The following is a 22,885-nucleotide window of genomic DNA, read 5'->3' as shown; positions in this document are numbered from 1 at the left end:
GCTCGCGCGACCTTTTTGTTTGCGCGGATGGTTTGGAATGGCGCGGGCGCGAACCTACATAGACGGCATCGTTCAACTGCCCGGCAGGTTTCCCATGGTTCCCTTCTCCATACTCGACCTTTCCCCCGTTGCCGAAGGCAGCACCGTGCGCCAGTCCCTCGAGGCCTCGGCGCGGATGGCTCTAAAGGCCGAGGAATTTGGTTACAAGCGCTTCTGGCTTGCCGAACATCACGGCATGCCGGGGATCGCCAGTGCTGCCACATCAGTCGTCATCGGCCATGTCGGAGCTGCGACAAAGCGCATCCGCATCGGCTCCGGCGGCATCATGCTGCCCAATCATTCGCCACTGGTCATCGCCGAGCAGTTCGGCACGCTGGAGGCGCTCTTCCCCGGCCGCATCGATCTCGGCCTCGGGCGCGCGCCGGGAACGGATATGCGTACGGCACAGGCGCTGCGGCGCAATCTCGAGGCCGGTGCAAACAGCTTCCCGAACGACGTGGTGGAACTGCAGCAACTCCTCGATACGCCGGTCGAGAACCAGGCGATCCTCGCGGTTCCCGGCAATGGCTCGCATATCCCGATCTGGCTACTCGGCTCCAGTCTCTACAGCGCTCAGCTCGCCGGCATGCTGGGACTTCCCTATGCCTTCGCCTCGCATTTCGCGCCCGACATGCTGCTCGATGCGATCGCGATCTACCGCGACCGCTTCCAGCCCTCGGCGACGCTCGCCAAGCCGCATGTGATGGTCGGCGTGATGGGCGCGGTGGCGGCGACGGACGAGGAGGCACGCTATCATTTCACCTCTGCCCAGCAGCAGTTCGTCAATCTGCGCCGCAATGTCCGCGGGCCGTTCCCGCGTCCGGTGGCCGATATGGGGGACTTCTGGTCGCCGATGGAGAAGATGAATGTCGAACACACGCTGCGTTATGCCGTGGTCGGGTCGCCGAAGACGGCGGAGGCGAAACTGACGGAGTTTCTACAGGAAACGCAGGCCGACGAGGTGATCATCTCGATGCCGATCCACGACATCGAGGCGCGGCTGACATCGGTGGAACTATTCGCGGGGCTGGGAAATTTCATGCGAGCCGCCGCTTAAAACAGGATGATTTTAGGCCGGTGGGCCTAAAATCTGAATCCTGTTCTACATTATATAGTTAGAGCATGATGTCGTCCGAAAACCGCTCACACTTTTCGGCATCATGCTCCAGGGCGCGGGCGAGGCGGCACTCTGACGGCGCCACCTTTCCGGCAAGAAAAAACCCGGCATTGGAGCCGGGTTTCTATTTGACACCTGCCTGAGGGGATCAGGCCGAGAGCTTCGCCAGCACTTCTTCCGACACTTCGAAGTTGGAATAGACGTTCTGAACGTCGTCATCATCTTCCAGGCTGTCGATGAGCTTCAGCAGCGACTGAGCTTTTTCCTCGTCTACTGGGACGTTGTTCTGGGCACGCCAGACGGCCTTGACGGTTTCGGCTTCTCCGAGGCTCGATTCCAGCGCTTTTGCCACTTCGCCGAGGGCTTCGAAGCCGCAGGTGATGTAGTGGCCGTCTTCGTCGGTTTCGACGTCGTCGGCGCCAGCTTCGATCGCGGCTTCCATCACCTTGTCGCCATCGCCGACGGAAAGCTTGTAGGTGATTTCGCCGACATGGTCGAAGGAGAAGGAAACGGAACCGGTTTCGCCGAGAGCGCCGCCGGCCTTGGTGAAGCTCGAGCGGACATTGGAGGCGGTGCGGTTGCGGTTGTCGGTCAGGGCCTCGACGATGATCGCCGTGCCGCCCGGGCCATAGCCCTCGTAGCGGACTTCGTCGTAGTTTTCGCCGTCGGCGCCGGCTGCCTTCTTGATGGCGCGGTCGATATTGTCCTTCGGCATGGACTGGGCCTTGGCGTTCTGGATCGCCAGGCGAAGGCGGGCGTTCATCGTCGGGTCGGGCAGGCCGGCCTTAGCGGCAACGGTGATTTCGCGCGCAAGCTTGGAGAACATTTTCGACCGCACGGCATCCTGACGGCCTTTGCGGTGCATGATGTTTTTAAACTGTGAATGGCCAGCCATGGCACCCCTGTTCACGTCTCATTGTTCGGAATGGGCCGCCTTATAAGAGCGAAACGGCACCCGTTCAAGGAAAAAGCAGTTCGGAACAAAGGCGAGGGGATGACGTTTCAACCAAACTCCATCCAACGGAAAGGAACGATCATGGCAAGTCTCAGTGAGGCGCAGGAACATCCAGCACGTCAGCTCTGGGATCAGGTCAACGATGTTCATGCCGGCATGCTCGGAATTTCCGGACTGGATATGCACATGCAGCCGATGGCGCCGCATGCCGATCCCACCACCAACACAATCTGGTTCTACACCAAGACCGACGCCGACATCGTGCGTGCCATCAAGCCCGGCAGCCGCGCGCATTTCTGCGTCGTCGGTAAGGATCACGACTATCACGCCTGCCTCGCCGGAGTGATCGAGGTGCATCCTGACCCTTCCAAGATCGAGGAATATTGGAGCTCGATTGTCGCTGCCTGGTATGACGGCGGCAAGAAGGACCCCAAGCTCACCATGCTGTCCCTCCATGTCGACGATGCCGAAATCTGGGTTTCCACAGGCAACAAGCTGAAATTCGGCTGGGAGATCGCCAAGGCTAATCTCGACGACGACAAGATGCCGGATGTCGGCATCAAGCGCCATCTGCAGTTCGCCTGATGCGCGAGGCTCCTGCATAATTTTATCCTTAAATCGGAATCGATTTAAGGATAAAATTATGCAGGAATTCAAAGTGCTACAGCGTCTTTTGCGCGTCCGATAAGACGCGCGGCGCCGTAGAAGGAAAACCGCCGGGCCTTTTTACTGCACGCCCTTCAACACATAGATCAGCGGCTTTTTCGGCAGCGTGCGCATCGAGACGGTGATGCTGTCATCGGGCGCATTGGCGACGTCGAAATCCTTGCCGAACATCGAGACGAAGGCTTCGACCGGCGGGCCGCGCCGGTGCATCGGCAGGATCAGCGACGAGCGTAGCCGCTTGATGACGCGGCTCATGCTGTCGGCGCCCATGGTCAGGCCGCCATCGACGGGGACCATGACGACGTCGAGGCGGCCGATCTCGGTATAATGGGCATCCGTCAGCTCGTAGTGCAGGTGGCCGAGATGGCCGATGCACAGGCCGGCGATCTCGAAGATGAAGATGGAATTGCCGTTCTCATGCGCGCCGCCGAGGCCGTAGCTGAAGCGGATATCCGTGGGGACGTTGCGGATATAAGCATCGCCGACGACGAGATTGATATCGGCCTTCTCGCCCGGAATGTCGCTCCACCCATGCAGCACATGTTTGATGCCGGGATCGGGGGTCAGGGTATAGTGGGTCGTGTGCGCCTTGTTCATGGTCACGACATCGGGGGGCGTTGCCGGCCTGTACCAGCCATTATAGTCGGTTGCGATAACGATGCCGCCGGGCGTATCGATCTCGAAGGTCGAATGGCCGAGAAAGGTCAGTTTGACGTCCTCGCCCTCGGAGACGGCAGGCACCAGCGGCGGGGCGCCGGAAAAGCTTGCGAAGGTCACCTTGGGGATGGTTTGCGCGATCGCCTGGCACTGGCTGACCGGTGGCCGCTGCTCTTGCGCCCCGGCAAGATTCGGCGCGGCGAAGGCCGCAAGGCATGCGATAGCGAGGACAAGATATCGCGGCTTCATGCCACCCCTCCGGCGCTCTATCACCCTTCAATCGGCGCATAATCCGTTCCGAAAATCGATTCCGATTTTCGGGGTCATGCGCGAGTGGCGGGGAGGATGCGGCATGAGGCCGTAGGGGTCCAGACGGCGGGTTCTCACAATTGCGTGTTGAACGGCGCCCGTCGCCTGTTACCGCCAGAACTCCGGCACCGTTTCGGCCAGCCGGGGTCCGAGCCGGAGCGGTGCGATCTTTTCGGCAAGTCCCGTCGTATCCGAGATCTCCACGCCGACGCCGCAGATCGTCGCGGGGCCGTTGGCGGCTTCCATGCGGCCCTTCGGCATCTTGGAGATGAAGCGGTTGAGCGGCTCCTCCTTGTCCATGCCGAGGGAGGAGTCGTAGTCACCGCACATGCCGGCATCCGACATATAGGCGGTGCCGCCGTTCAGGATCTGTGCGTCGGCGGTCGGTACATGCGTGTGGGTGCCGACGACGAAGCTGGCGCGGCCGTCGACGAAATGGCCGAAGCACTGCTTCTCGCTGGTCGCCTCGGCATGGAAATCGAAGATGATCGCATCGGCCTGCTCCTTCAGCGGGCAGGCGTCGAGGATGACCTCTGCCGATTTGAAGGGGTCGTCGAGTTCGGGATGCATGAAGACCCGGCCCATGACGTTGGCAACGAGCACACGCGCGCCGTTCCTGGCATAGAAAAGGCCGGAGCCGCGGCCGGGCGTGCCTTGCGGATAGTTGGCTGGACGCAGGAATTGATCGTGGCGGCCGGCAAAAGCGACGGCTTCCTTCTGGTCCCAGACGTGATTGCCTGTCGTCACCACATCGGCGCCGGCATTGATCGTTTCCAGAAAGATGTCCTCGGTGATGCCGAAGCCGCCGGCGGCGTTCTCGCCGTTGACGACGACGAAATCGAGCTTGAGGTCGGAGACCAGGCCCGGGAGGCGATCCCACACCGCCGTGCGTCCCGTCTTGCCGACCATGTCACCCAGAAAAAGCAGCCGCATTCCCTATCCAATCCAAGAGGCAAAAAAGCGAAGGCCGCTTTCTGTCAGGATGGCATCCAGGCTTATGTCGTGCGGCTCGTCGGGCACATGTGCCACTTCCTGGCAGTCGAATGCAATGCCGATCAGCTTCGGATGCAGGCCTTTTTGCCTTAGCCGGCTGATGGCGCGGTCGTAGTGGCCGGCGCCGTAGCCGATGCGGTGGCCGCGGGCATCGAAGGCCGAAAGCGGCACCAGCATGATATCGGGATCGAGAATGGCGGCATCCGAGCTCGGGCCGACCGTGCCGAAACCGGTATCGACGAGGGGTGCACCTTCCGCCAGCTCGCGAAAGACGATCGTCTGTCGATCGAGGATCGCCGGTACGCAGAGCCGCGCCCCGCGTACGGCAAAGCGCGCCATCAGCGGCCTGAGATCGACTTCAGAACGGATCGGCAGGAAGCCGGAGACGATCGTATCCAGCGCAAAACCGACGGCCTCGCCGGCATGGTCGGCCATTGCGAGGCTCTTGGAGGCGCGTTTCTCGGCGGGGATAGCGTCGCGGGCGGACAGCCGTTCGTTGCGCAGCTGCGCTTTCAAGTCTCTAGAGGTCATTCGATCTGCCGGTTCTGAGAGATTTACCCGAGCATAGACGGCTGGATGTCCGATGCAAATGCAGGATGCGACAGCATCACGCTCGTTTCACGCCTCGGCCGCCGGAAGCAGCGGTCGTCAGACGACGATGCTTGTCGGTATTGTCGCCGTGGCGATGGAGAAGCCTGCCATATTGGCCCCGGCCTGCCGGTCCTGCTGCCGCAACTCGCGCATCGCCTTTTCGAGCACTTGCTTGAGTTCGCGCACGACCGCCTTGAACTCTTCCATCGTTTCGCGATCATCGGCTGAAATACCTGAAAATTTCGGGACATCTTCGGCGACGCTCGCATAGGCCTTGCGGGCGTTGGCGGCGGCGTCCGGTTCCTGCGAACCGGTCTCGCCGGCCGCAGTTTCCCCTGCGGTATCCGTCAGCGTAGCATCGGCCCCACTGGTTGCGACTGCTATTGCATTCGTAGTTGCGTCCATCGGAACAGCCGTTGCGGGACTGCCGGTCGCGACTGATGATGCGAATTCGGAGGCGGCGGTGCCGACCTTGCGCGCCAGTTCGGCGGCCAGCCGGGCGACCACCTCAGGTGCCATGTTGGAGCTGCGCAGCATCTCCAACTCCTGTTTCGCCTCTTCGAGCTTGCGTTGCGCCTTCGCCTTGGCCTCGTCTCCCGAGTTCGCCAAGGTCTGGCGCATTTGCTGCAGTGCCTGGGTGGCGCGCTGCAGCTTCAGCACGCCTTGATCGGTCTCGCTTCCGGCGGCTGTAATGGCTGCCGTCGAAGACGCGCCGCGCAAGATGATGGAGGCAGACGTGGTTGCGACCTGCATGAACAATTCCCCGATTTTTAATTCGAGGCCCCGATTGCGATTTGGGCGCATTCTGCAACGTCAGACTTGCGTGGACCTGTGTCTTGGGGATTTAGGCAGCGCAGCGGCCAGCCGCTGCATCGTCTCGTCGAATAGAGGGGCTCCGCCGGGCGCCCAGCCGAGCGCGCGGATTTTCGCAGTGCTCATGGGATTGAGTGCGGCCCTGTCGGGAGGGGGCGGCAGCGCGTGCCGACAGCCCGTCTCGCGACGGATGGGTGAAAGGATATCGCGCGTGTCGACCGAGATGTCCCAGACGTTGAAGACCTCGCCGGAGATGCGGGTGCTTTCCGTTTCCAGCATCAGCCTCACCGCCCGACCGAGGTCGCGGCCGTGAACTTCCGTTCCCCGACGGGCAACAACCGGCCGGCCGGCGAGGTAATCGGCGATGAGGCCGTCCCATTTGTTCGGCGAGAGATCGCCATAGACGCCGGTTGCCCTCAGGCTGACGCCGGCAAAACCCGGCGTGGAGAGGTGGTCAAGCGCGCGTTCGGCATCGAGCTTGACCTGGCCGTAAAGTGTTTCGGGCTTGGCCAGCATCGTCTCCGTCAGTTCGGTTCCCTCGGGATGTTCGCCATAGGCGGCGCGGCTGGACAGAAAGACGCAGCGGCGTGTGCCGGCGCGTTTGGCAGCTTCGAAAAGCCGGACGGTGCCGTCGAGGTTCAACCTGTGGAAGGTCTTCGGATCGTCGCCCTCGCCGCCACGATATTTGCCCGGAACATGGCTGAAGGCGGCGTGGACGAAGAAATAGGCGTCGTCGAAGACGTCGATCTGATCCTTGTCGGGGTCGAGCGAAAGCGCTGCGAACTCGACCGGGCGGGAGAAGAGGCGCGGCAGCGGCGCGCGGCGCCCGCCGACGATCACCTGATATCCGGCGGCCAGCAGTTCCTCGACGACATACCGGCCGACGAGACCCGTTCCACCCGATACCAGTACCTTCATGCTGTCCCTTCCGGATTGTCCAGCGCCGTGATCTCAGGCACATCGCCGCCATCGTGGAAACGGTGCCACAGATCGATCAAAGGTTGTAGTCGCGCTGCATTGGGATGATCCTTTTCCCACGGTTTTTCATACTGGTAATGCAGGATCGAAATGCTCTTCCAGTCCCAAAGGTCCGGCATGGTGAACCATACATATTGCAGCATGTTGAAATAAACCGGCAGGCCGTGCCAATCCGGGAAGAACGTCTCGAGAAAGGTCTGATCGGTGCGCCGCCAGAAGGCGTCCGGCCTGTCGAGCCTTTCGAGCATGTGCCGGAATGTGTCATGCGAGGGCGTGGCGACGAAGACGCCGGAATTCATGCGGCGGAAGTCGGCGAGGCTTTCGTAGACATTGGGGGCGGCGGAAAATTCCGGATAGAGGAAGAGCCTGTCGACGTTCTTCAGCACGAGGGCGTCGGCATCGATGAAGACGCAGCGCTGGTATTCGACGAGCTGCCAGAGCCTGAGTTTGCAGAAATTGTCGAGCGGCGAATGGAAATCCGGCTTGCGGCCCTTGGTGAAAGGGGCTGCCGAATGGAGCTGGCCACGCGCATGGCGTTCGTTGAAGGCCGCAGACAGCGGCAGGTGCTCGACCTCGATCAGGCGGCAGTCGAGCGCCTTCAGGGGCACGAGTGCGGCTGCATCGACGCCGCCGGTGTGGAGAATGATGATGTCAGCCCCGGTGCCGGTTCGGCGCAGGGAGCGGGCAAGTGCGGTCGCACCCATGGCGTAATCGGCATTGGTGACGAGGGTGACGTAGGCCAAGCGATGAGATAGTTGCGTGGTTACGTGCGCCATTGCCGCACTTCCTTGTTCCTGTCCTTGGTCAGGCCCAAGGACAGGGCAGAGGGGGGCTCACACTGTATGCCCTCTCCTTCCCACATAAACTGACTTGGTAAGGGAGTCTCTATGGAGCCTTCCATTATGAACACGCCCGCGCTCACGAGACGGATTTCAGCCGCTTGCCTTCGGGATCGTGATTGATCGTCGCGGCGATGTCCTTAGTCCAGGCGGAGACAGCCGGAACGCGCGCGCGGTCGACGCGATAGGCGAATTTCTTGGCGACGTCGACGATTTCGCCGAGCAGGCCTGCTTCCAGCGTGATCGGGTCGAGGCCGAGATCGCGGAACTTTTCGTTCCGGACGATCAGCTCGTTCTCGGCGGCTTCCTTGCGCGGGTTGGGCAGCCAGGCAATCTTGGCGCCGCTCATCCTGGCGATCATCTCGGCGAGGTCGCGCACCCGGTGAGTTTCGGTCATCTGGTTGAAGATCTCGACGCGGGCGCCGCGAGCCGGCGGGTTATCGAGAGCCAACTCGATGCAGCGCACCGAATCCTGGATGTGGATGAAGGCACGGGTCTGGCCGCCGGTGCCGTGCACCGTCAGGGGATAGCCGATCGCCGCCTGGATGAGGAAGCGGTTGAGCACCGTGCCATAATCGCCGTCATAGTCGAAACGGTTGATCAGCTGCGCATGGCGGCGCGTCTGCTCGGTATGCGTGCCCCAGACGATGCCCTGGTGCAGATCGGTGACCCTCAGGCCGTCATTCCTAGCATAGAACTGGAAGAGAAGCTGATCCAGGCACTTGGTCATGTGATAGATCGAGCCGGGATTGGAGGGATAGAGGATCTCCTGGCTGACCGTGTCGCCGCCTGCGGTTTCGATGCCGACCGGCAGGTAACCTTCGGGGATCGCGGCGCCGACCGTCGAATAGCCGTAGACGCCCATGGTGCCGAGATGGATGAGATGGGCATCGAGATTGAGTTCCGTCAGCGCGTTCAGCAGGTTGTGCGTGGCGCTGACGTTGTTGTTGACAGTGTAGTTCTTGTGGCGGTCGCTCTTCATCGAATAGGGCGCGGCCCGCTGTTCGGCGAAATGTATGACGGCATCCGGGCGGTGTTCGGAAAGCCAGTTCTTCAGGAGTTCGTAATCCTTGGCGAGATCGACCAGATTGAAGTGGATGCGGCGTCCGGTCTCGGCATGCCAGATGCGGGTGCGCTCCTGGATCGAATCCATCGGGGTCAACGACTGAACGCCGAGTTCGGTGTCGATCCAGCGGCGCGAGAGATTGTCGAGGATATGGATGTCGTGCCCGGCATCGGAGAGATGCAGCGACGTTGGCCAACCAATGAAACCGTCTCCGCCCATAACCGCAATCTTCATCGCATCGTCTCCTGATAGGTCGCTCGTTGTCGGGAATAGTTAGGAATTGTGACAGTTATTCAATGCTTGCCTGTCTGGAAGCGTTGCGCCAAAGAGGGCACCTCAGTTTGGAGAAAATTATGACGGAACGCCCTTTTTCCATTTCGGGAGAGCTGACGGAGGCCGGACACCGGCTCGTCCAGCGGGTCTATTATGAAGATACGGACTTTTCCGGCTTGGTCTATCACGCCCGCTACCTTCATTTTCTGGAGCGCGGCCGTACCGATTATCTGCGCTGTCTCGGCGTTGAGCAACGCGAACTCGTCAGCGCCGACGAGGAGGGGCTGGTTTTCGTCGTCCACCGCATGGAGATCGACTTCAAGAGCCCGGCGCGCATGGATGATGTGTTGACGATCCTGACGCATACGGAAAAAGCCGGCGGCGCCAAGATGGTGCTCAACCAGCAGATTCGCTCGGGCGAGACGCTGCTGATCGCCGCTAAGGTGATCATCGCCGTGATCAACGCCCGGGGGCGGCCGAGGCGGCTGCCGGAAACGCTGGCGGTGAAATTCCTGGAAGGCAGCCAGCCGTTGCAGTGAGAATCGTCTGAAATTCAGGTCTTGTCAGAACTTGAGTTTTATGTGAAGGAATTCCCGCGACGCAGGATGAGCGCTCTTTCGGCAGCCGGACCTTGCTCCGGTCAAGTAATCCATGGAACGAAATCTTCCAAACACAGGCTTGCTGTCACAGTCCGGCACTAACGATCTATTAACCATAATAGTGTCTTACTGGGAAAGTCGGAGTTTGTGCGGTGCACGCCTTCCTTTGACCAAATTTGACGGCAAGAAGGCGGAAGATGAGCTTGGAAGTTTGACCAGGGCTTTGGGCGGCGGCCGCCGGACACTTCTTGCGAGATCAGTTTGTGCCGCCCGGTCTAGCGCCGGGCGTTTGGATTCGGGGATTTTGGACCAATGGAACAAGTAGGATTGGCAGCAGCAACGACGGACGTCAGCCTCTGGTCGCTTTTCATGCAGGCCGGCATTGTCGTCAAGCTCGTCATGCTCGGGCTCATCGCAGCCTCGGTATGGACGTGGGCGATCGTCATCGACAAATACCTTGCCTATGGCCGCGCACGGCGCCAGTTCGACAAGTTCGAGCAGGTGTTCTGGTCGGGCCAGTCGCTGGAAGAACTCTATCGCTCGCTGTCGGAACGCAGCAATACCGGGCTGGCGGCAATCTTCGTGGCCGCGATGCGCGAGTGGAAGAAATCCTTCGAACGCGGCGCCCGCTCGCCGATCGGCCTGCAGATGCGTATCGATCGTGCGATGGACGTGACGCTCGCCCGTGAAACCGAATTTCTGGGCGCCCGCCTTGGATCGCTCGCGACCATCGGCTCGGCCGGGCCGTTCATCGGTCTCTTCGGCACGGTCGTCGGCATCATGACTTCGTTCCAGGCGATCGCCGGTTCGAAGTCGACCAACCTTGCGGTGGTTGCGCCCGGTATCGCCGAAGCGCTGCTTGCCACCGCGATCGGCCTCGTCGCCGCTATCCCGGCAGTTATCGCCTATAACAAGTTCTCTGCCGATGCCGGCAAGCTTTCGGGCCGCATGGAAGGTTTCGCGGATGAATTCTCCGCCATACTTTCGCGCCAGATCGACGAGAAACTGCAGCCGCGCGCTGCCGCTCAGTAACCAACGGAGTATTCTGACATGGGTATGGCTGTTGGAGGCAATGGCGGCGGGGGCGGCGGACGCCGCCGTCGTGGCGGTCGGAACAGGGCCGTAATTTCCGAAATCAACGTGACGCCGCTCGTCGACGTCATGCTGGTGCTTTTGATCATCTTCATGGTCGCAGCACCGATGATGACTGTCGGCGTGCCGATCGACCTGCCGGAAACGCAGGCCAAGGCGCTGAATTCCGAGACGCAGCCGATCACCATTTCCGTCAAGAATGACGGCGAGGTGTTCCTGCAGGAAACGCCGATCCCGGCCGCGGAGATCGCCGCCAAGCTCGAGGCGATCGCCACCACCGGCTATAACGAACGTATCTTCGTGCGCGGCGACGCCACAGCGCCCTACGGCGTCATCGCCGACGTCATGGCCCGTATTCAGGGCGCAGGCTTCAAAAATATCGGCCTCGTGACGCAGCAGAAGAAGGACCAATAGCGCTCAAAATGAAGGCCAGTGTCATCACATCTGCTGTTTTGCACGGCCTGGTGCTCACCTGGGCGATGGTGTCGCTCGGCGCTCCGGAATCCTTCAAGGTAGAGGATTTCGAGGCGATGCCGGTCGATCTGGTGCCGGTGGAATCCATTACCCAGATGCAGCAAGGCGACAAGAAGGCTCCGAAGAAGGAGATTTCCGCGCCCGTGCCGACGACGCGGCCGCCGATCGCGCAACCGGCGGAGAACGCCGGAGACAACAATGTCGACCTGAAGACGCCGCCGGTGCCGAACGCCAAGCCGAGCAATAGCGAAGCTGCCGCGGCGAATTCGAGCGAAAAGCCGATGCCGAAGACCGATCCGAAGCCGAATGATGTCAAGGACATCGTCAAGGAGGAAACGGAAGTCGAGCAGCCGAAAGAAGTGGCTTCCATTCCGCCGCCGAAGCCCGTCGAAGTGACGCCGCCGAAGCCGGAGGAAAAACCGCCGGAAGAGCAGGCCAAGCCGGAGGAACCGCCGAAGCCCGACGCCGAGGCGTTGCCGGACAATGTGCCGACCCCAGTCGCCAAGCCACAGGTAAAGCCGCCGGAACCGCAGAAGCCCGCCGAAAAGCCTCCGGAAAAGACCCCGGACCAGCCGAAGACCGCCGACGTGCCGACCGACAAGAAGAAGGCGGACAAGAAGCAGGAAACGGCGAAATCTGCTTCGGCGATGAAGAGCGACTTCAATGCCGACGAGGTTGCGGCGTTGCTGAACAAGACCGACCCTTCCGCTGGCGGCGCCAAGCGTTCGACGCAGGAGGCATCGCTCGGTGCGAAGAAGAGCAACGGTGGTTCCAAGCTCAGCCAGAGCGAAGAAGATGCGGTGCGCGGCTTGATCGAGGGCAATTGGCTTGTCACCCCGGGGATGGAAGGCCTTTCCGGCATGGTCATCAAGGTGCACATGAAACTCGACAAGGATGGTAATATTATTGGTCAGCCAGAAGTCGAATCATCGGGCGGCAGTAGCAGCGATGCCACACGCCGTGCGTTGGAAGGCGGGGCCTATAGAGCTGTCATGAAGTCCGCCCCTTTCTCGATGCTTCCGAAGGACAAGTATGAGGCTTGGAATGAGTTCGACCTGAATTTCGATCCGAGTTCTATGGGAATCTAGATGCTGACGGATCTGTCCCATGGCAACAAGTCTTTTGCAGCCGCCAGCATGCTTGGAGCGATTCTGGCTTGTGCGCCTGAGGCGTTAGCACAGTCGGTCGACGCGGCGACCTACAAGAAGTCAGCCATGGATTTACAGCACGCAATTGCTTCCTCCTTCAATGTTCCTCCCGGGCAGGCGAGGGGCGGCAGAGTTGTGATCACCGTCCATCTGCGGCTCGACAAGAATGGGGCGATCGTTGGTTCACCCGAGGTAACAGCCTCGGGCGGCAAAGAAGCTGCTCGAGAAGGCCTGTCGGCTGCGGCTCTCCGGGCGGTACAGCGCTCGTCGCCATTCCCGATGCCCCCGAAAGAAAAATACGAATCCTGGAACGAGGTCGTCCTGCACTTTGAATCCGGCGATCCGACTCCATAGATGCTGAAAGGCTGTTTGGTATGACAAAGTGTTCCTTTTTCCGCGCCATTTTGGTTGCAGTGGGTCTGATGACCGCTGCCGTCTTTGCAACGCCGGCCAACGCGCTGGTCACCCTCGACATCCGAAAAGGCAATGTCCAGCCGATGCCGATTGCGGTGACTGACTTCCAGGGCGACATGGGGGCGCAGGTCTCGCAAGTCATCGCCGCCGACTTGCAGCGGTCCGGTCTCTTCGCACCCATCAACAAAACCGCCTTCATCGAGAAGATTTCTAATCCCGACGCTTCGCCGCGCTTCGAGGACTGGAAGGTCATCAACGCACAGGCGCTGGTTACCGGCCGGGTTACCAAGGAAGCGGATGGCCGTCTTCGCGCCGAATTCCGGCTGTGGGACCCGTTCGCCGGGCAGCAGATGACCGGTCAGCAGTTTTATACGCAGCCGGAGAACTGGCGCCGTGTGGCTCACATCATCGCCGATGCGATCTACAAGCAGATCACTGGTGAGGAAGGTTATTTCGACACCCGTGTCGTCTTCGTCTCCGAATCCGGCACCAAGCAGCAGCGCAAGCGCCAGCTGGCGATCATGGATCAGGATGGCTTCAACGTGCGGATGCTGACGGATGGCAGCGATCTCGTGCTGACGCCGCGCTTCTCGCCGAGCCGGCAGGAAGTCACTTACATGTCCTTTGCCAACCAGCAGCCGCGGGTCTATCTGCTTCAGCTGGAAACCGGGCAGCGCGAGGTCGTCGGCAATTTCCCCGGCATGACATTCTCGCCGCGCTTTTCGCCTGATGGTCAAAAGGTGATCATGAGCCTGCAGCAGGATGCCAATTCCAACATCTATACGATGGACCTGCGCTCGCGCACGACGACGCGGTTGACCTCGACGGCGGCGATCGACACGTCGCCCTCCTATTCGCCTGACGGCGCGCGCGTCAGCTTCGAAAGCGACCGCGGCGGAAAGCCGCAGATCTACGTGATGAATGCCGATGGCTCGGGCCAGACCCGTATTTCCTTCGGCGACGGCTCTTATTCGACGCCGGTCTGGTCGCCGCGCGGCGATCTCATCGCCTTCACCAAACAGGCTGGCGGCAAGTTCTCGATCGGCGTAATGAAGCCGGATGGGTCCGGCGAGCGCATCCTGACGACCGGCTTCCATAATGAGGGCCCGACCTGGGCGCCGAACGGCCGTGTGCTGATGTTCTTCCGCCAGGCGGCGGGGTCGGGCGGTCCGCAGCTCTATTCGATCGATCTGACCGGTTACAACGAGCAGCTCGTGAAGACGCCGACCTACGGCTCCGACCCCGCCTGGTCGCCGCTTATGGAGTAGGCGATGCGCTGCTGCCTTCTTGTCGCCCCAAAGTCATGGAACCGAGCGGCCAAGGGACAAAGTAGCAAATTGTTAACCATAATCTTTGAGGGGCGGTTAACCGAGTGCGGTTACTGTCCGGAAACCCTGATGAAATCGCAAGGAGACCGGCCATGAGCCGAATTCATACCCCGGCAATGAGCCGCATGCAGAATTTCGCCCGCAACCCCGTCATGATCGCGCTTATCGCCGGCCTCGCGCTCGCAAGCTGCGCCAAGAAGCCGCCGAACAGCGCCGGCGACCTCGGCCTCGGCAGCGGTGCTGGCGGCGCTGCAACGCCGGGCTCGGCCCAGGACTTCACGGTCAATGTCGGCGACCGCATCTTCTTCGATACCGACTCCTCGTCGATCCGCGCCGATGCCTCGCAGACGCTCGACCGTCAGGCCCAGTGGCTCGGCCGCTACCCGAATTACCAGATCACCGTCGAAGGCCATGCCGACGAACGCGGCACGCGCGAATACAATCTCGCGCTCGGCGCCCGCCGTGCGGCTGCCGCCAAGGACTATCTCGCTTCGCGCGGCGTCCCGGCGCAGCGCCTGAAGACGATTTCCTACGGCAAGGAACGTCCGGTCGCCGTCTGCGACGATATTTCCTGCTGGTCGCAGAACCGCCGCGCGGTTACCGTGCTTGGCGGCGCCGGCATGTAATTGCCGAGCAACAATTCGCTTTTTCGAAAGGCGGTCCCGCGTGGGGCCGCCTTTTCTTTTTGACCACACTTTGGCCAGACTCCGTTGCTTTTTGAAAGCAATTGGAAAAATCTCCTGTTCGTGCCATCGAGGTGCGAAGAATCACTGGGACAGGACGATACATATGAAGAAATTTGTCGTGGCAGGCATGCTCTGCCTCGCGGCTGTGACCGGAAGCGAACGGGTGGCCTATTCGGCCTCCTTCTTCGGGCTACATCTCGGCGGCCGATCCGCGGAAAACCAGGCGGCGGCGCCCGTCATCAAGGTGCAGAGCGGCGATGCAGAGGTCCGCGTGCAGCAGCTCGAAGAGCAGTTGCGGCAGCTGAACGGCCGGATCGAAGAGATGAGCTTTCAGCTTCTGCAGATGCAGGAGACGATCCGCAAGCAGCAGGAAGACAATGAATTCCGCTTCCAGCAGCTCGAAAAGACCGGTGCCGGCGGCGGCGCCAAGGCCCCTGTCAAGAAGAGCGAGACAGATGCCGCTCCGGCAGCCTCCGGCGGCGACGATATTGCCAAGGTGATCCAAGCACCGCAGGGAGCCGAAACGGCTCCCTCCACCAGCGTGCCTGAGAATAGCGGTCTCGGCCAGCCGCCGAAGGAGCTCGGCTCGATCGATTTCGATCAGAACGGCAATCCGATCGGCGGAAGTGTCGACGAAAATGCCACGATCGGTTCCGGGCCGATCCCCGATGCCAACACCAAAACGCCGCAGCAGACCGCCTCGCTCGGCAGCGAGGCCGACCAGTACAAGGCCGCTTATGGCCACGTGCTATCCGGTGATTACAGCACGGCCGAGCAGGAATTCACGCAGTACATCACCCACTACCCGAGCAGCGCGCGGGCAGCGGACGCCAATTTCTGGCTCGGCGAAGCGCTCTATTCGCAGGGCAAGTACAATGAGGCGGCCAAGACCTTCCTCAATGCGCATCAGAAATACGGCACATCGGAAAAGGCGCCGGAAATGCTGTTGAAGCTCGGCATGTCGCTTGCCGCCCTCGACAATACCGAGACGGCCTGCGCGACGCTGCGCGAAGTGTCGAAGCGTTATCCGAAGGCCTCTCGCGCCGTCATAAGCAAGGTTGCGAGCGAACAGAAGCGCCTCGCCTGCTAAGGTCTTCCGGGATGTCTCCGGAAGCCGCATCGCCTCAACTGGCGATCCTCCAGTTTCTCACGTCGCTTCAAAGCCCCGCGCGCATTCTCGTCGCGATATCAGGCGGCAGCGATTCCACCGGCCTGCTTCTCCTCCTCGATGAAGCCGTGAAGGCCGCGCCCCATCTCAAGATTTCCCTTTGCGCTGCAACCGTCGATCATGCGTTGCGCGCCGGTTCCGCAGACGAGGCGCGCGAAGTCGCAGCCCTCTGCGCATCGCTCGGTATTACCCACAGCATTATGACCTGGCAGGGCGACAAGCCGAAAACCGGCATCATGGCTGCGGCCCGAGAGGCACGTTATGGCTTGCTTGCCACCGTCGCTAATGACTTCAAAGCCGATCTCATCGTCACGGGGCATACGTTCGACGACCAGCGCGAAACACTGCAGATGCGCAGCATCAGAACAGAGCAAGTCTCGACCGGCATTGCGGATGCGGTGCTCTTCGAGCGGCGTTTCTGGATACTGCGGCCGCTTCTTTTTTCCAGCCGGACAGATATCCGCTCTTTCCTCAAAGAGCGGGGCGTGCCGTGGCTCGACGATCCGAGTAACGAAGATGTGACATACGAGCGCGTGCGGATACGCCGGCAGCTTTCGGTCGCTGCAGGTGTCGAGAGGACTATCCAAGCGGCCTGCGAAGAGCGACTGGCTCTATCGTCCAAAGGAGCCGAATGGCTGGATCGTCATTTCCGGCTTCACGGCGGCCTGCTCGGGCAGGTGATGCCTGACGGGTTGAGGCAGGATCGGGCAGTCCTCGATTATGCACTCGGCCGTCTGGCAGCTGTTTTCGGTGGGCAGCCGTTTGCGCCGGGGAGGGCGCAGATGGAGCGTGTCCTCGCATTTGTCACCGGCAGTGAGCCGGGACGGATGACCGCTGGCAGAGTGGTGTTCGATCTCAGGCGTGACGGGCTTTATCTGGCCCGCGAAAGCCGGGGGATATTGCCTTTGCTATTGCAGCCGGGAGAGGCTGGGGTTTGGGATGGAAGGTTTTCTGCGCGAAATGGTTTGTCCACATCGATAGTGGTCGAGGCCGCCACTCCACCTGTGACAAGCACAGGAACGAGGGGGCGTATGCATTACCTTCCCAAGGGTGCACTGAAGCGCGCCATCGCTGCGGCGCCGGTTTTATCCGCAGAAGAAAACCTTTTATCTGAGCAATCCGCCCGCATGGTCGAACTAACACCCTATTTCGCACCCTTCGACCGCTTTTTGACACGATTTGACTTCATCTTTGCCAATAGGCTTTCGGCGGTTTTCGCGACGGCGCCCTATGCGAGGCTGCCTTTAAGAAGTATTGACGGAAAAACCATCTGACCTGGGGTGTCGCCTTGGCAATCGCACGGCGCAACCCTATGTTAGATACGAATAAGACGGTCGCCATGAGGCGGCTGTTCCATGCTGGGGAGTTCAATGAACCCTAACTTACGTAATTTCGCCTTGTGGGCGATCATAGCGCTTCTGCTGATCGCCCTTTTCAGTATGTTTCAGACGGCGCCGGCGCAGACGGGCTCCCGCGAAATCCCTTATTCGCAGTTTCTGCGTGAGGTCGATGCGGGCCGCGTGAAGGATGTCGTGGTCACGGGCAACCGTCTCTCCGGAAGCTATGTTGAAAATGGCACCACCTTCCAGACCTATTCGCCTGTGATCGACGACAGTCTGCTCGATCGCCTGCAGTCGAAGAATGTCCTGGTTTCCGCCCGTCCTGAAACGGACGGCTCTTCGGGTTTCCTCAGCTATCTCGGCACGCTTTTGCCGATGCTTCTGATTCTCGGCGTCTGGCTGTTCTTCATGCGGCAGATGCAGGGCGGCTCACGCGGGGCGATGGGCTTCGGCAAGTCCAAGGCCAAGCTGCTCACCGAAGCGCATGGCCGCGTGACTTTCGAAGACGTTGCCGGTGTCGACGAGGCCAAGCAGGATCTCGAGGAAATCGTCGAATTCCTGCGTGATCCGCAGAAGTTCCAGCGTCTCGGCGGCAAGATCCCGCGCGGCGTGCTGCTCGTCGGTCCTCCGGGCACCGGCAAGACGCTGCTCGCCCGCTCGGTCGCCGGCGAAGCCAACGTGCCCTTCTTCACCATTTCGGGCTCCGACTTTGTCGAAATGTTCGTCGGCGTCGGCGCAAGCCGCGTGCGCGATATGTTCGAGCAGGCGAAGAAGAATGCGCCCTGCATCATCTTCATCGATGAAATCGACGCCGTCGGCCGCCATCGCGGCGCCGGCCTCGGCGGCGGCAATGACGAACGCGAGCAGACGCTGAACCAGCTGCTGGTCGAAATGGACGGCTTCGAGGCGAATGAAGGCGTGATCCTGATCGCCGCTACCAACCGTCCCGACGTTCTCGACCCGGCGCTGCTGCGTCCCGGCCGTTTCGACCGTCAGGTCGTGGTGCCGAACCCCGACATCGTCGGCCGCGAACGCATTCTCAAGGTGCATGCCCGCAACGTTCCGCTGGCGCCGAATGTCGATCTCAAGATCCTCGCCCGCGGTACGCCCGGTTTCTCGGGCGCCGACCTGATGAACCTCGTCAACGAAGCCGCCCTCATGGCCGCCCGCCGCAACAAGCGCGTCGTCACCATGCAGGAATTCGAGGACGCCAAGGACAAGATCATGATGGGCGCCGAGCGCCGCTCCTCTGCGATGACCGAGGCGGAAAAGAAGCTCACCGCTTACCATGAGGCCGGACACGCGATGACCGCGCTCAATGTCGCCGTCGCCGATCCGCTGCACAAGGCGACGATCATTCCGCGCGGCCGTGCGCTCGGCATGGTCATGCAGCTTCCCGAGGGCGACCGCTACTCGATGAGCTACAAGTGGATGGTCTCACGCCTCTGCATCATGATGGGCGGCCGCGTTGCCGAAGAGCTCACCTTCGGCAAGGAGAACATTACCTCGGGTGCCTCCTCCGACATCGAGCAGGCCACGAAGCTTGCCCGCGCCATGGTCACGCAGTGGGGCTTTTCCGATCAGCTCGGTCAGGTCGCCTATGGCGAGAACCAGCAGGAAGTCTTCCTCGGCCACTCGGTTTCGCAGTCGAAGAATGTTTCGGAAGCAACCGCGCAGAAGATCGACAATGAAGTGCGCCGCCTGATCGACGAAGCCTATACGCAGGCCCGCACGATCCTGACGGAAAAGCACGATGAATTTGTCGTGCTTGCCGAAGGTCTGCTCGAATACGAGACACTGACCGGCGAAGAGATCAAGGCGCTGATCCGCGGCGAAAAGCCTTCCCGCGATCTTGGGGATGATTCGCCGCCAAGCCGCGGCTCAGCCGTTCCGAAGGCCGGCGCACGGCCTGCCACCAAGGGTGACGAGCCCGAAGGCGGCCTCGAACCGCAGCCGCATTGAACAGTGGCACTCCCTTGAACAAGGCCGGATTTCCGAAGTGGAGATCCGGCCTTTTCCATTGGTAACGGGATATAATCATTTTTCTTGCTAATTTACGTGCCGTTCGCCGCATTTTGTGGCATTCCGCTGAATTGAGGCAAGCATGAATCACGCTGCTGGATTGACGACATTCCACTGAAGCCGGATTCGCTTGGAACGGTGCGCTGCCTTGAATGGCGCGCGGAAAGCACAGGAGTGCAGATGAAAAGACGCTATTTCGGTACGGACGGCATTCGCGGCCAATCCAACGTCTTCCCGATGACGCCGGATCTCGCCATGCGGGTCGGCATTGCCGCCGGCACGATCTTCCGCCGCGGCAACCACCGCCACCGCGTCGTCATCGGCAAGGATACGCGCCTTTCCGGCTATATGCTGGAGAACGCCATGGTCGCGGGCTTCACGGCCGCCGGCCTCGATGCTTTTATTCTCGGCCCGATCCCGACACCAGCTGTTGCCATGCTGACGCGCTCGCTGCGCGCCGATCTCGGCGTGATGATCTCCGCTTCGCACAATCCTTACGAGGATAACGGCATCAAGCTCTTCGGCCCTGACGGCTACAAGCTTTCAGACGACATCGAGGCCGAGATCGAGGATCTGCTCGAAAAGGACCTGAACGCGCAGCTTGCCAAATCCGACGATATCGGCCGCGCCAAGCGCGTCGACGGCGTGCATGACCGCTATATAGAACATGCCAAGCGCACGCTGCCGCGCGACGTGACGCTGCAGGGCCTGAGGATCGCCATCGATTGCGCCAATGGGGCTGCCTACAAGGTGGCGCCGGCCGTGCTCTGGGAGCTCGGCGCCGAGGTCGTCACCATCGGCAACGAGCCGAACGGCACCAACATTAATCTCAATTGCGGTTCCACCAGCCCCGTCGCGTTGCAGAAGAAGGTCGACGAGGTGCGCGCCGATATCGGCATCGCCCTCGATGGCGATGCGGACCGCGTCATCATCGTCGACGAGAACGGCTCGATCGTCGACGGTGACCAGCTGATGGCCGTCATCGCCGAGAGCTGGGCCGAGAGCCAGCAGCTGCGCGGCAATGGTATCGTTGCGACCGTCATGTCCAATCTCGGCCTCGAGCGTTTCCTCGATGACAAGGGTCTCGGCCTTGCCCGGACGAAGGTCGGTGACCGCTACGTCGTCGAGCATATGCGCCAGCACAACTACAATGTCGGCGGCGAGCAGTCCGGCCACATCGTGCTTTCGGATTACGGCACGACCGGCGACGGTCTTGTCGCGGCGCTGCAGATCCTGGCCGCGGTCAAGCGCACCGGAAGAACTGTCAGCGAGGTCTGCCGCCGCTTCGAGCCGGTGCCGCAGCTGCTGCGCAATGTCCGCATCAGCGGTGGAAAGCCGCTGGAGGATATCCAGGTGCAGAAGGCGATCGCCGACGCCGAAGCTGAACTCGCCAGGAACGGCCGCCTCGTCATCCGCCCCTCGGGCACCGAGCCGCTGATCCGCGTCATGGCCGAGGGTGACGACCGAGCCCAGATCGAGCGCATCGTCAACGAACTGATCGGCACGATCTCGAACGTCCGGACCGCCGCCTGATTTTTTCGGGACGAAACGTCAAAAGCCGGTACGCAAGTGCCGGCTTTTTCGTTATTGGCGCCTTCGGTTAGAAGATCCACTCCAGATCGACTTCCCGCGGGAACCGTTTCCGCCCTTCCGAAGACAACATGTCAGTGACTTGCCAGCTTGGCTTCCGATAGGGAGCAAGCCTCGCAGCCGCGGCATGTCGGGGCGCAGTGGGCACTGAGACGGCATCCACGGAAATTTGCCGATGTCTTGGTGACGGCGCTGTCAACCTCCACATGCGGATGCTACACGGCGGCGTTTGCATTCAAAGGAAATATCATGAAAAAATTGGTGCGCCTGCTGCTGACGATCGCTCTCGCATTCGTCGTCTTTACCGGTTTCCGCTGGTATCGCTACATTACGAATACCGACAGCCCTTACGATGAAATCGGCATCACGCTCAACAATGCCATGCCAGGCCCGATCAATGCCTGGGGCTGCGCCAAGCTCAAAACGACCTTTGGCACTTCCTTGCCACCGTACGGCTGCGCCGCCGAAAACGCGACGCAATGGAGGTAACGGTAGGATTCGCCGAGTGAAGCCGACCGATTTGATGGCGAAGGAAACCGACTTGGCGATTTGACGGGGCGGGGTTGTTGGCGTTGCGGCTGGCGGTCTTCGGCAATTCCGGGGCTGCCAGCCTTTGGCCGAGCTTCACTATATCGAGGAACTTGCCGCCAATCTCTCTCTTAACGTTTCTTCCTATTTATAGTTAAGCAGCTTTTAACGTTTCCAATTCATTATCCATACGAAGCGTACCAGATTGGCGGCGATTGAGCCTGCCGACGCAACGAGATTTTGGAGTGGGATCCATGAAAAGAAGCTTGTCCGGCATCTTCGCCGCATTGTTGATCGCGACAAACGCCTATTCCGCGGACCTCGCCCCTGCCGAGCCTATCCCGGAGCAGCCGCCTGAGGTGACGGTCACCGAAGCGACCGGCTGGTACCTGCGCGGCGATGTCGGCTATGCCTTCACCGATCTGCGCGGCGCCCGCTATTTCCAGGGCAGCAACGCCACGGAAGTCGATTTCGACGACGCCGACCTGGACGACGCATGGACAGTCGGCGGCGGTGTCGGTTATCAGATCAACAGCTATCTGCGCACCGATCTGACCTTCGACTATCTTACCCAGGCGGATTTCAAGGGCTCGACAGTCGGGCAGTGCGGCTTCCCGCTGGTGGATTGCACCTCGAGCGACCGCTCCTCGCTGACCGCCTATACGCTGCTCGCCAACGCCTATGTCGATCTCGGCACCTACGGCTACGTCACGCCTTATGTCGGCGCCGGTATCGGCGGTTCCTACGTCAAGTGGAAGAACCTGCGCAACGTCGCCTGCGCCGATGACGGCAGCTTCTGCGACGACCAGGTCACCCATGGCGGCAAGGGCAACTGGCGCTTCACCTACGCCCTGATGGCAGGCGCCTCGATCGACGTGACCTGCAACATCAAGGCCGATGTCGGCTACCGCTACCTGCATATCGATGGCGGCAACATGTTCGGCTATGCCGAAAATGGCGGCCCGGGCCGCGACAAGGGTCTCACCGCCCACGAAGCCCGAGTCGGCGCCCGCTATCTCTTCGGCGGCTGCGCCCAGGCGAGCTACGAACCGCCGCCGGAAATCCCGCTGCAGCAGCCGATCTACAAGTAAGTCCGATCTCACTTACATCAGAAGCCGCCCTCCACAGGGCGGCTTTTCGTATTGCGGCCCTACCGCCCTGCGTCAAAATATGTTCCCCCCGCGACACTTCGATCTTGAC

General features: G+C 61.0%; 23 protein-coding genes. 15 read left to right on the top strand and 8 right to left on the bottom strand.

Features of this window, described 5'->3' with window-relative positions; all coding sequences use genetic code 11:
* Nucleotides 1-94 precede the first annotated feature (94 nt).
* On the top strand, nt 95-1,096 hold the full coding sequence (locus ACM5SV_RS33565; protein WP_128438565.1) for an LLM class flavin-dependent oxidoreductase: 1,002 nt from the start codon (nt 95-97) through the stop codon (nt 1,094-1,096).
* Between the two features lie 208 nt (nt 1,097-1,304).
* On the opposite strand, the gene ACM5SV_RS33560 is transcribed toward ACM5SV_RS33565, so the two are convergent.
* Nucleotides 1,305-2,051 (bottom strand): YebC/PmpR family DNA-binding transcriptional regulator, encoded by a 747-nt coding sequence (locus tag ACM5SV_RS33560; RefSeq protein WP_131707433.1) that lies wholly within the window; start codon nt 2,049-2,051, stop codon nt 1,305-1,307.
* Nucleotides 2,052-2,192: 141 nt separating this feature from the next.
* Between ACM5SV_RS33560 and ACM5SV_RS33555 the strand changes: the two genes are divergently transcribed.
* Nucleotides 2,193-2,696 carry a pyridoxamine 5'-phosphate oxidase family protein gene (locus tag ACM5SV_RS33555; protein ID WP_018445919.1) on the top strand — a complete coding sequence of 168 codons (504 nt, stop codon included), beginning with the start codon at nt 2,193-2,195 and terminating at the stop codon, nt 2,694-2,696.
* 141 nt (nt 2,697-2,837) lie between these two features.
* Here ACM5SV_RS33555 and ACM5SV_RS33550 read toward each other — a convergent pair whose 3' ends face one another.
* The 7 genes from ACM5SV_RS33550 to ACM5SV_RS33520 all read right to left on the bottom strand — a co-directional run bounded on the left by ACM5SV_RS33550 (nt 2,838) and on the right by ACM5SV_RS33520 (nt 9,257).
* Nucleotides 2,838-3,683 (bottom strand): MBL fold metallo-hydrolase, encoded by an 846-nt coding sequence (locus ACM5SV_RS33550; RefSeq protein WP_222014714.1) that lies wholly within the window; start codon nt 3,681-3,683, stop codon nt 2,838-2,840.
* A 168-nt stretch (nt 3,684-3,851) separates the two neighbouring features.
* Nucleotides 3,852-4,676, bottom strand: a complete 825-nt coding sequence (locus ACM5SV_RS33545) for a TIGR00282 family metallophosphoesterase (protein WP_025395924.1) — start codon at nt 4,674-4,676, stop codon at nt 3,852-3,854.
* A 3-nt stretch (nt 4,677-4,679) separates the two neighbouring features.
* Nucleotides 4,680-5,267 carry a 5-formyltetrahydrofolate cyclo-ligase gene (locus ACM5SV_RS33540; protein WP_222014713.1) on the bottom strand — a complete coding sequence of 196 codons (588 nt, stop codon included), beginning with the start codon at nt 5,265-5,267 and terminating at the stop codon, nt 4,680-4,682.
* A 117-nt stretch (nt 5,268-5,384) separates the two neighbouring features.
* A complete protein-coding gene (locus ACM5SV_RS33535) occupies nt 5,385-6,080 on the bottom strand; it encodes a hypothetical protein (RefSeq protein WP_222014711.1) in 696 nt (231 codons plus the stop codon).
* A gap of 60 nt (nt 6,081-6,140) precedes the next feature.
* A complete protein-coding gene (locus tag ACM5SV_RS33530; protein ID WP_222014709.1) occupies nt 6,141-7,058 on the bottom strand; it encodes an NAD-dependent epimerase/dehydratase family protein in 918 nt (305 codons plus the stop codon).
* Nucleotides 7,055-7,894 carry a glycosyltransferase gene (locus tag ACM5SV_RS33525; RefSeq protein ID WP_222014705.1) on the bottom strand — a complete coding sequence of 280 codons (840 nt, stop codon included), beginning with the start codon at nt 7,892-7,894 and terminating at the stop codon, nt 7,055-7,057. The genes ACM5SV_RS33530 and ACM5SV_RS33525 overlap by 4 nt, the downstream gene beginning before the upstream one ends.
* 142 nt (nt 7,895-8,036) lie before the next feature.
* Entirely contained in the window at nt 8,037-9,257 is a 1,221-nt protein-coding gene (locus tag ACM5SV_RS33520; RefSeq protein WP_221968653.1) for an NAD-dependent epimerase/dehydratase family protein, read from the bottom strand.
* 119 nt (nt 9,258-9,376) lie between these two features.
* Between ACM5SV_RS33520 and ybgC the strand changes: the two genes are divergently transcribed.
* The 13 genes from ybgC to ACM5SV_RS33455 all read left to right on the top strand — a co-directional run bounded on the left by ybgC (nt 9,377) and on the right by ACM5SV_RS33455 (nt 22,776).
* A complete protein-coding gene (ybgC, locus tag ACM5SV_RS33515) occupies nt 9,377-9,835 on the top strand; it encodes a tol-pal system-associated acyl-CoA thioesterase (protein WP_131707439.1) in 459 nt (152 codons plus the stop codon).
* Nucleotides 9,836-10,207: 372 nt separating this feature from the next.
* A complete protein-coding gene (gene tolQ / locus ACM5SV_RS33510; RefSeq protein WP_003552507.1) occupies nt 10,208-10,927 on the top strand; it encodes a protein TolQ in 720 nt (239 codons plus the stop codon).
* Nucleotides 10,928-10,945: 18 nt separating this feature from the next.
* Nucleotides 10,946-11,401, top strand: a complete 456-nt coding sequence (tolR, locus tag ACM5SV_RS33505) for a protein TolR (RefSeq protein ID WP_003542730.1) — start codon at nt 10,946-10,948, stop codon at nt 11,399-11,401.
* An 8-nt stretch (nt 11,402-11,409) separates the two neighbouring features.
* On the top strand, nt 11,410-12,549 hold the full coding sequence (locus ACM5SV_RS33500) for a hypothetical protein (RefSeq protein WP_012758852.1): 1,140 nt from the start codon (nt 11,410-11,412) through the stop codon (nt 12,547-12,549).
* Complete coding sequence (locus ACM5SV_RS33495; RefSeq protein ID WP_017995084.1) at nt 12,550-12,963, top strand: TonB C-terminal domain-containing protein; 414 nt, start codon at nt 12,550-12,552, stop codon at nt 12,961-12,963.
* 20 nt (nt 12,964-12,983) lie between these two features.
* The gene (tolB, locus tag ACM5SV_RS33490; protein WP_012758850.1) at nt 12,984-14,291 is read left to right on the top strand and encodes a Tol-Pal system beta propeller repeat protein TolB; all 1,308 of its coding nucleotides are present in this window, start codon (nt 12,984-12,986) and stop codon (nt 14,289-14,291) included.
* Between the two features lie 152 nt (nt 14,292-14,443).
* On the top strand, nt 14,444-14,977 hold the full coding sequence (gene pal / locus ACM5SV_RS33485; RefSeq protein WP_012758849.1) for a peptidoglycan-associated lipoprotein Pal: 534 nt from the start codon (nt 14,444-14,446) through the stop codon (nt 14,975-14,977).
* Between the two features lie 163 nt (nt 14,978-15,140).
* The gene (gene ybgF, locus ACM5SV_RS33480) at nt 15,141-16,127 is read left to right on the top strand and encodes a tol-pal system protein YbgF (protein ID WP_012758848.1); all 987 of its coding nucleotides are present in this window, start codon (nt 15,141-15,143) and stop codon (nt 16,125-16,127) included.
* Between the two features lie 11 nt (nt 16,128-16,138).
* On the top strand, nt 16,139-17,479 hold the full coding sequence (gene tilS / locus ACM5SV_RS33475) for a tRNA lysidine(34) synthetase TilS (protein ID WP_222014704.1): 1,341 nt from the start codon (nt 16,139-16,141) through the stop codon (nt 17,477-17,479).
* Nucleotides 17,480-17,575: 96 nt separating this feature from the next.
* Nucleotides 17,576-19,507 carry an ATP-dependent zinc metalloprotease FtsH gene (gene ftsH, locus ACM5SV_RS33470; protein ID WP_017961979.1) on the top strand — a complete coding sequence of 644 codons (1,932 nt, stop codon included), beginning with the start codon at nt 17,576-17,578 and terminating at the stop codon, nt 19,505-19,507.
* Between the two features lie 240 nt (nt 19,508-19,747).
* The gene (gene glmM / locus ACM5SV_RS33465; protein ID WP_003542705.1) at nt 19,748-21,100 is read left to right on the top strand and encodes a phosphoglucosamine mutase; all 1,353 of its coding nucleotides are present in this window, start codon (nt 19,748-19,750) and stop codon (nt 21,098-21,100) included.
* Between the two features lie 306 nt (nt 21,101-21,406).
* Nucleotides 21,407-21,646: a hypothetical protein gene (locus ACM5SV_RS33460; protein WP_017995081.1), complete on the top strand. Its 240-nt coding sequence runs from the start codon at nt 21,407-21,409 to the stop codon at nt 21,644-21,646.
* 293 nt (nt 21,647-21,939) lie between these two features.
* The gene (locus ACM5SV_RS33455; protein WP_012758844.1) at nt 21,940-22,776 is read left to right on the top strand and encodes an outer membrane protein; all 837 of its coding nucleotides are present in this window, start codon (nt 21,940-21,942) and stop codon (nt 22,774-22,776) included.
* The last annotated feature ends 109 nt before the right edge of the window (nt 22,777-22,885 follow it).

Origin of the sequence: Rhizobium sp. CRRU65 (assembly GCF_048551595.1) — a bacterium.
Lineage (GTDB): Bacteria > Pseudomonadota > Alphaproteobacteria > Rhizobiales > Rhizobiaceae > Rhizobium > Rhizobium leguminosarum_J.
The sequence above is the reverse complement of the archived record's forward strand: the minus strand, read 5'-3'. Positions and strand labels throughout refer to the sequence as shown.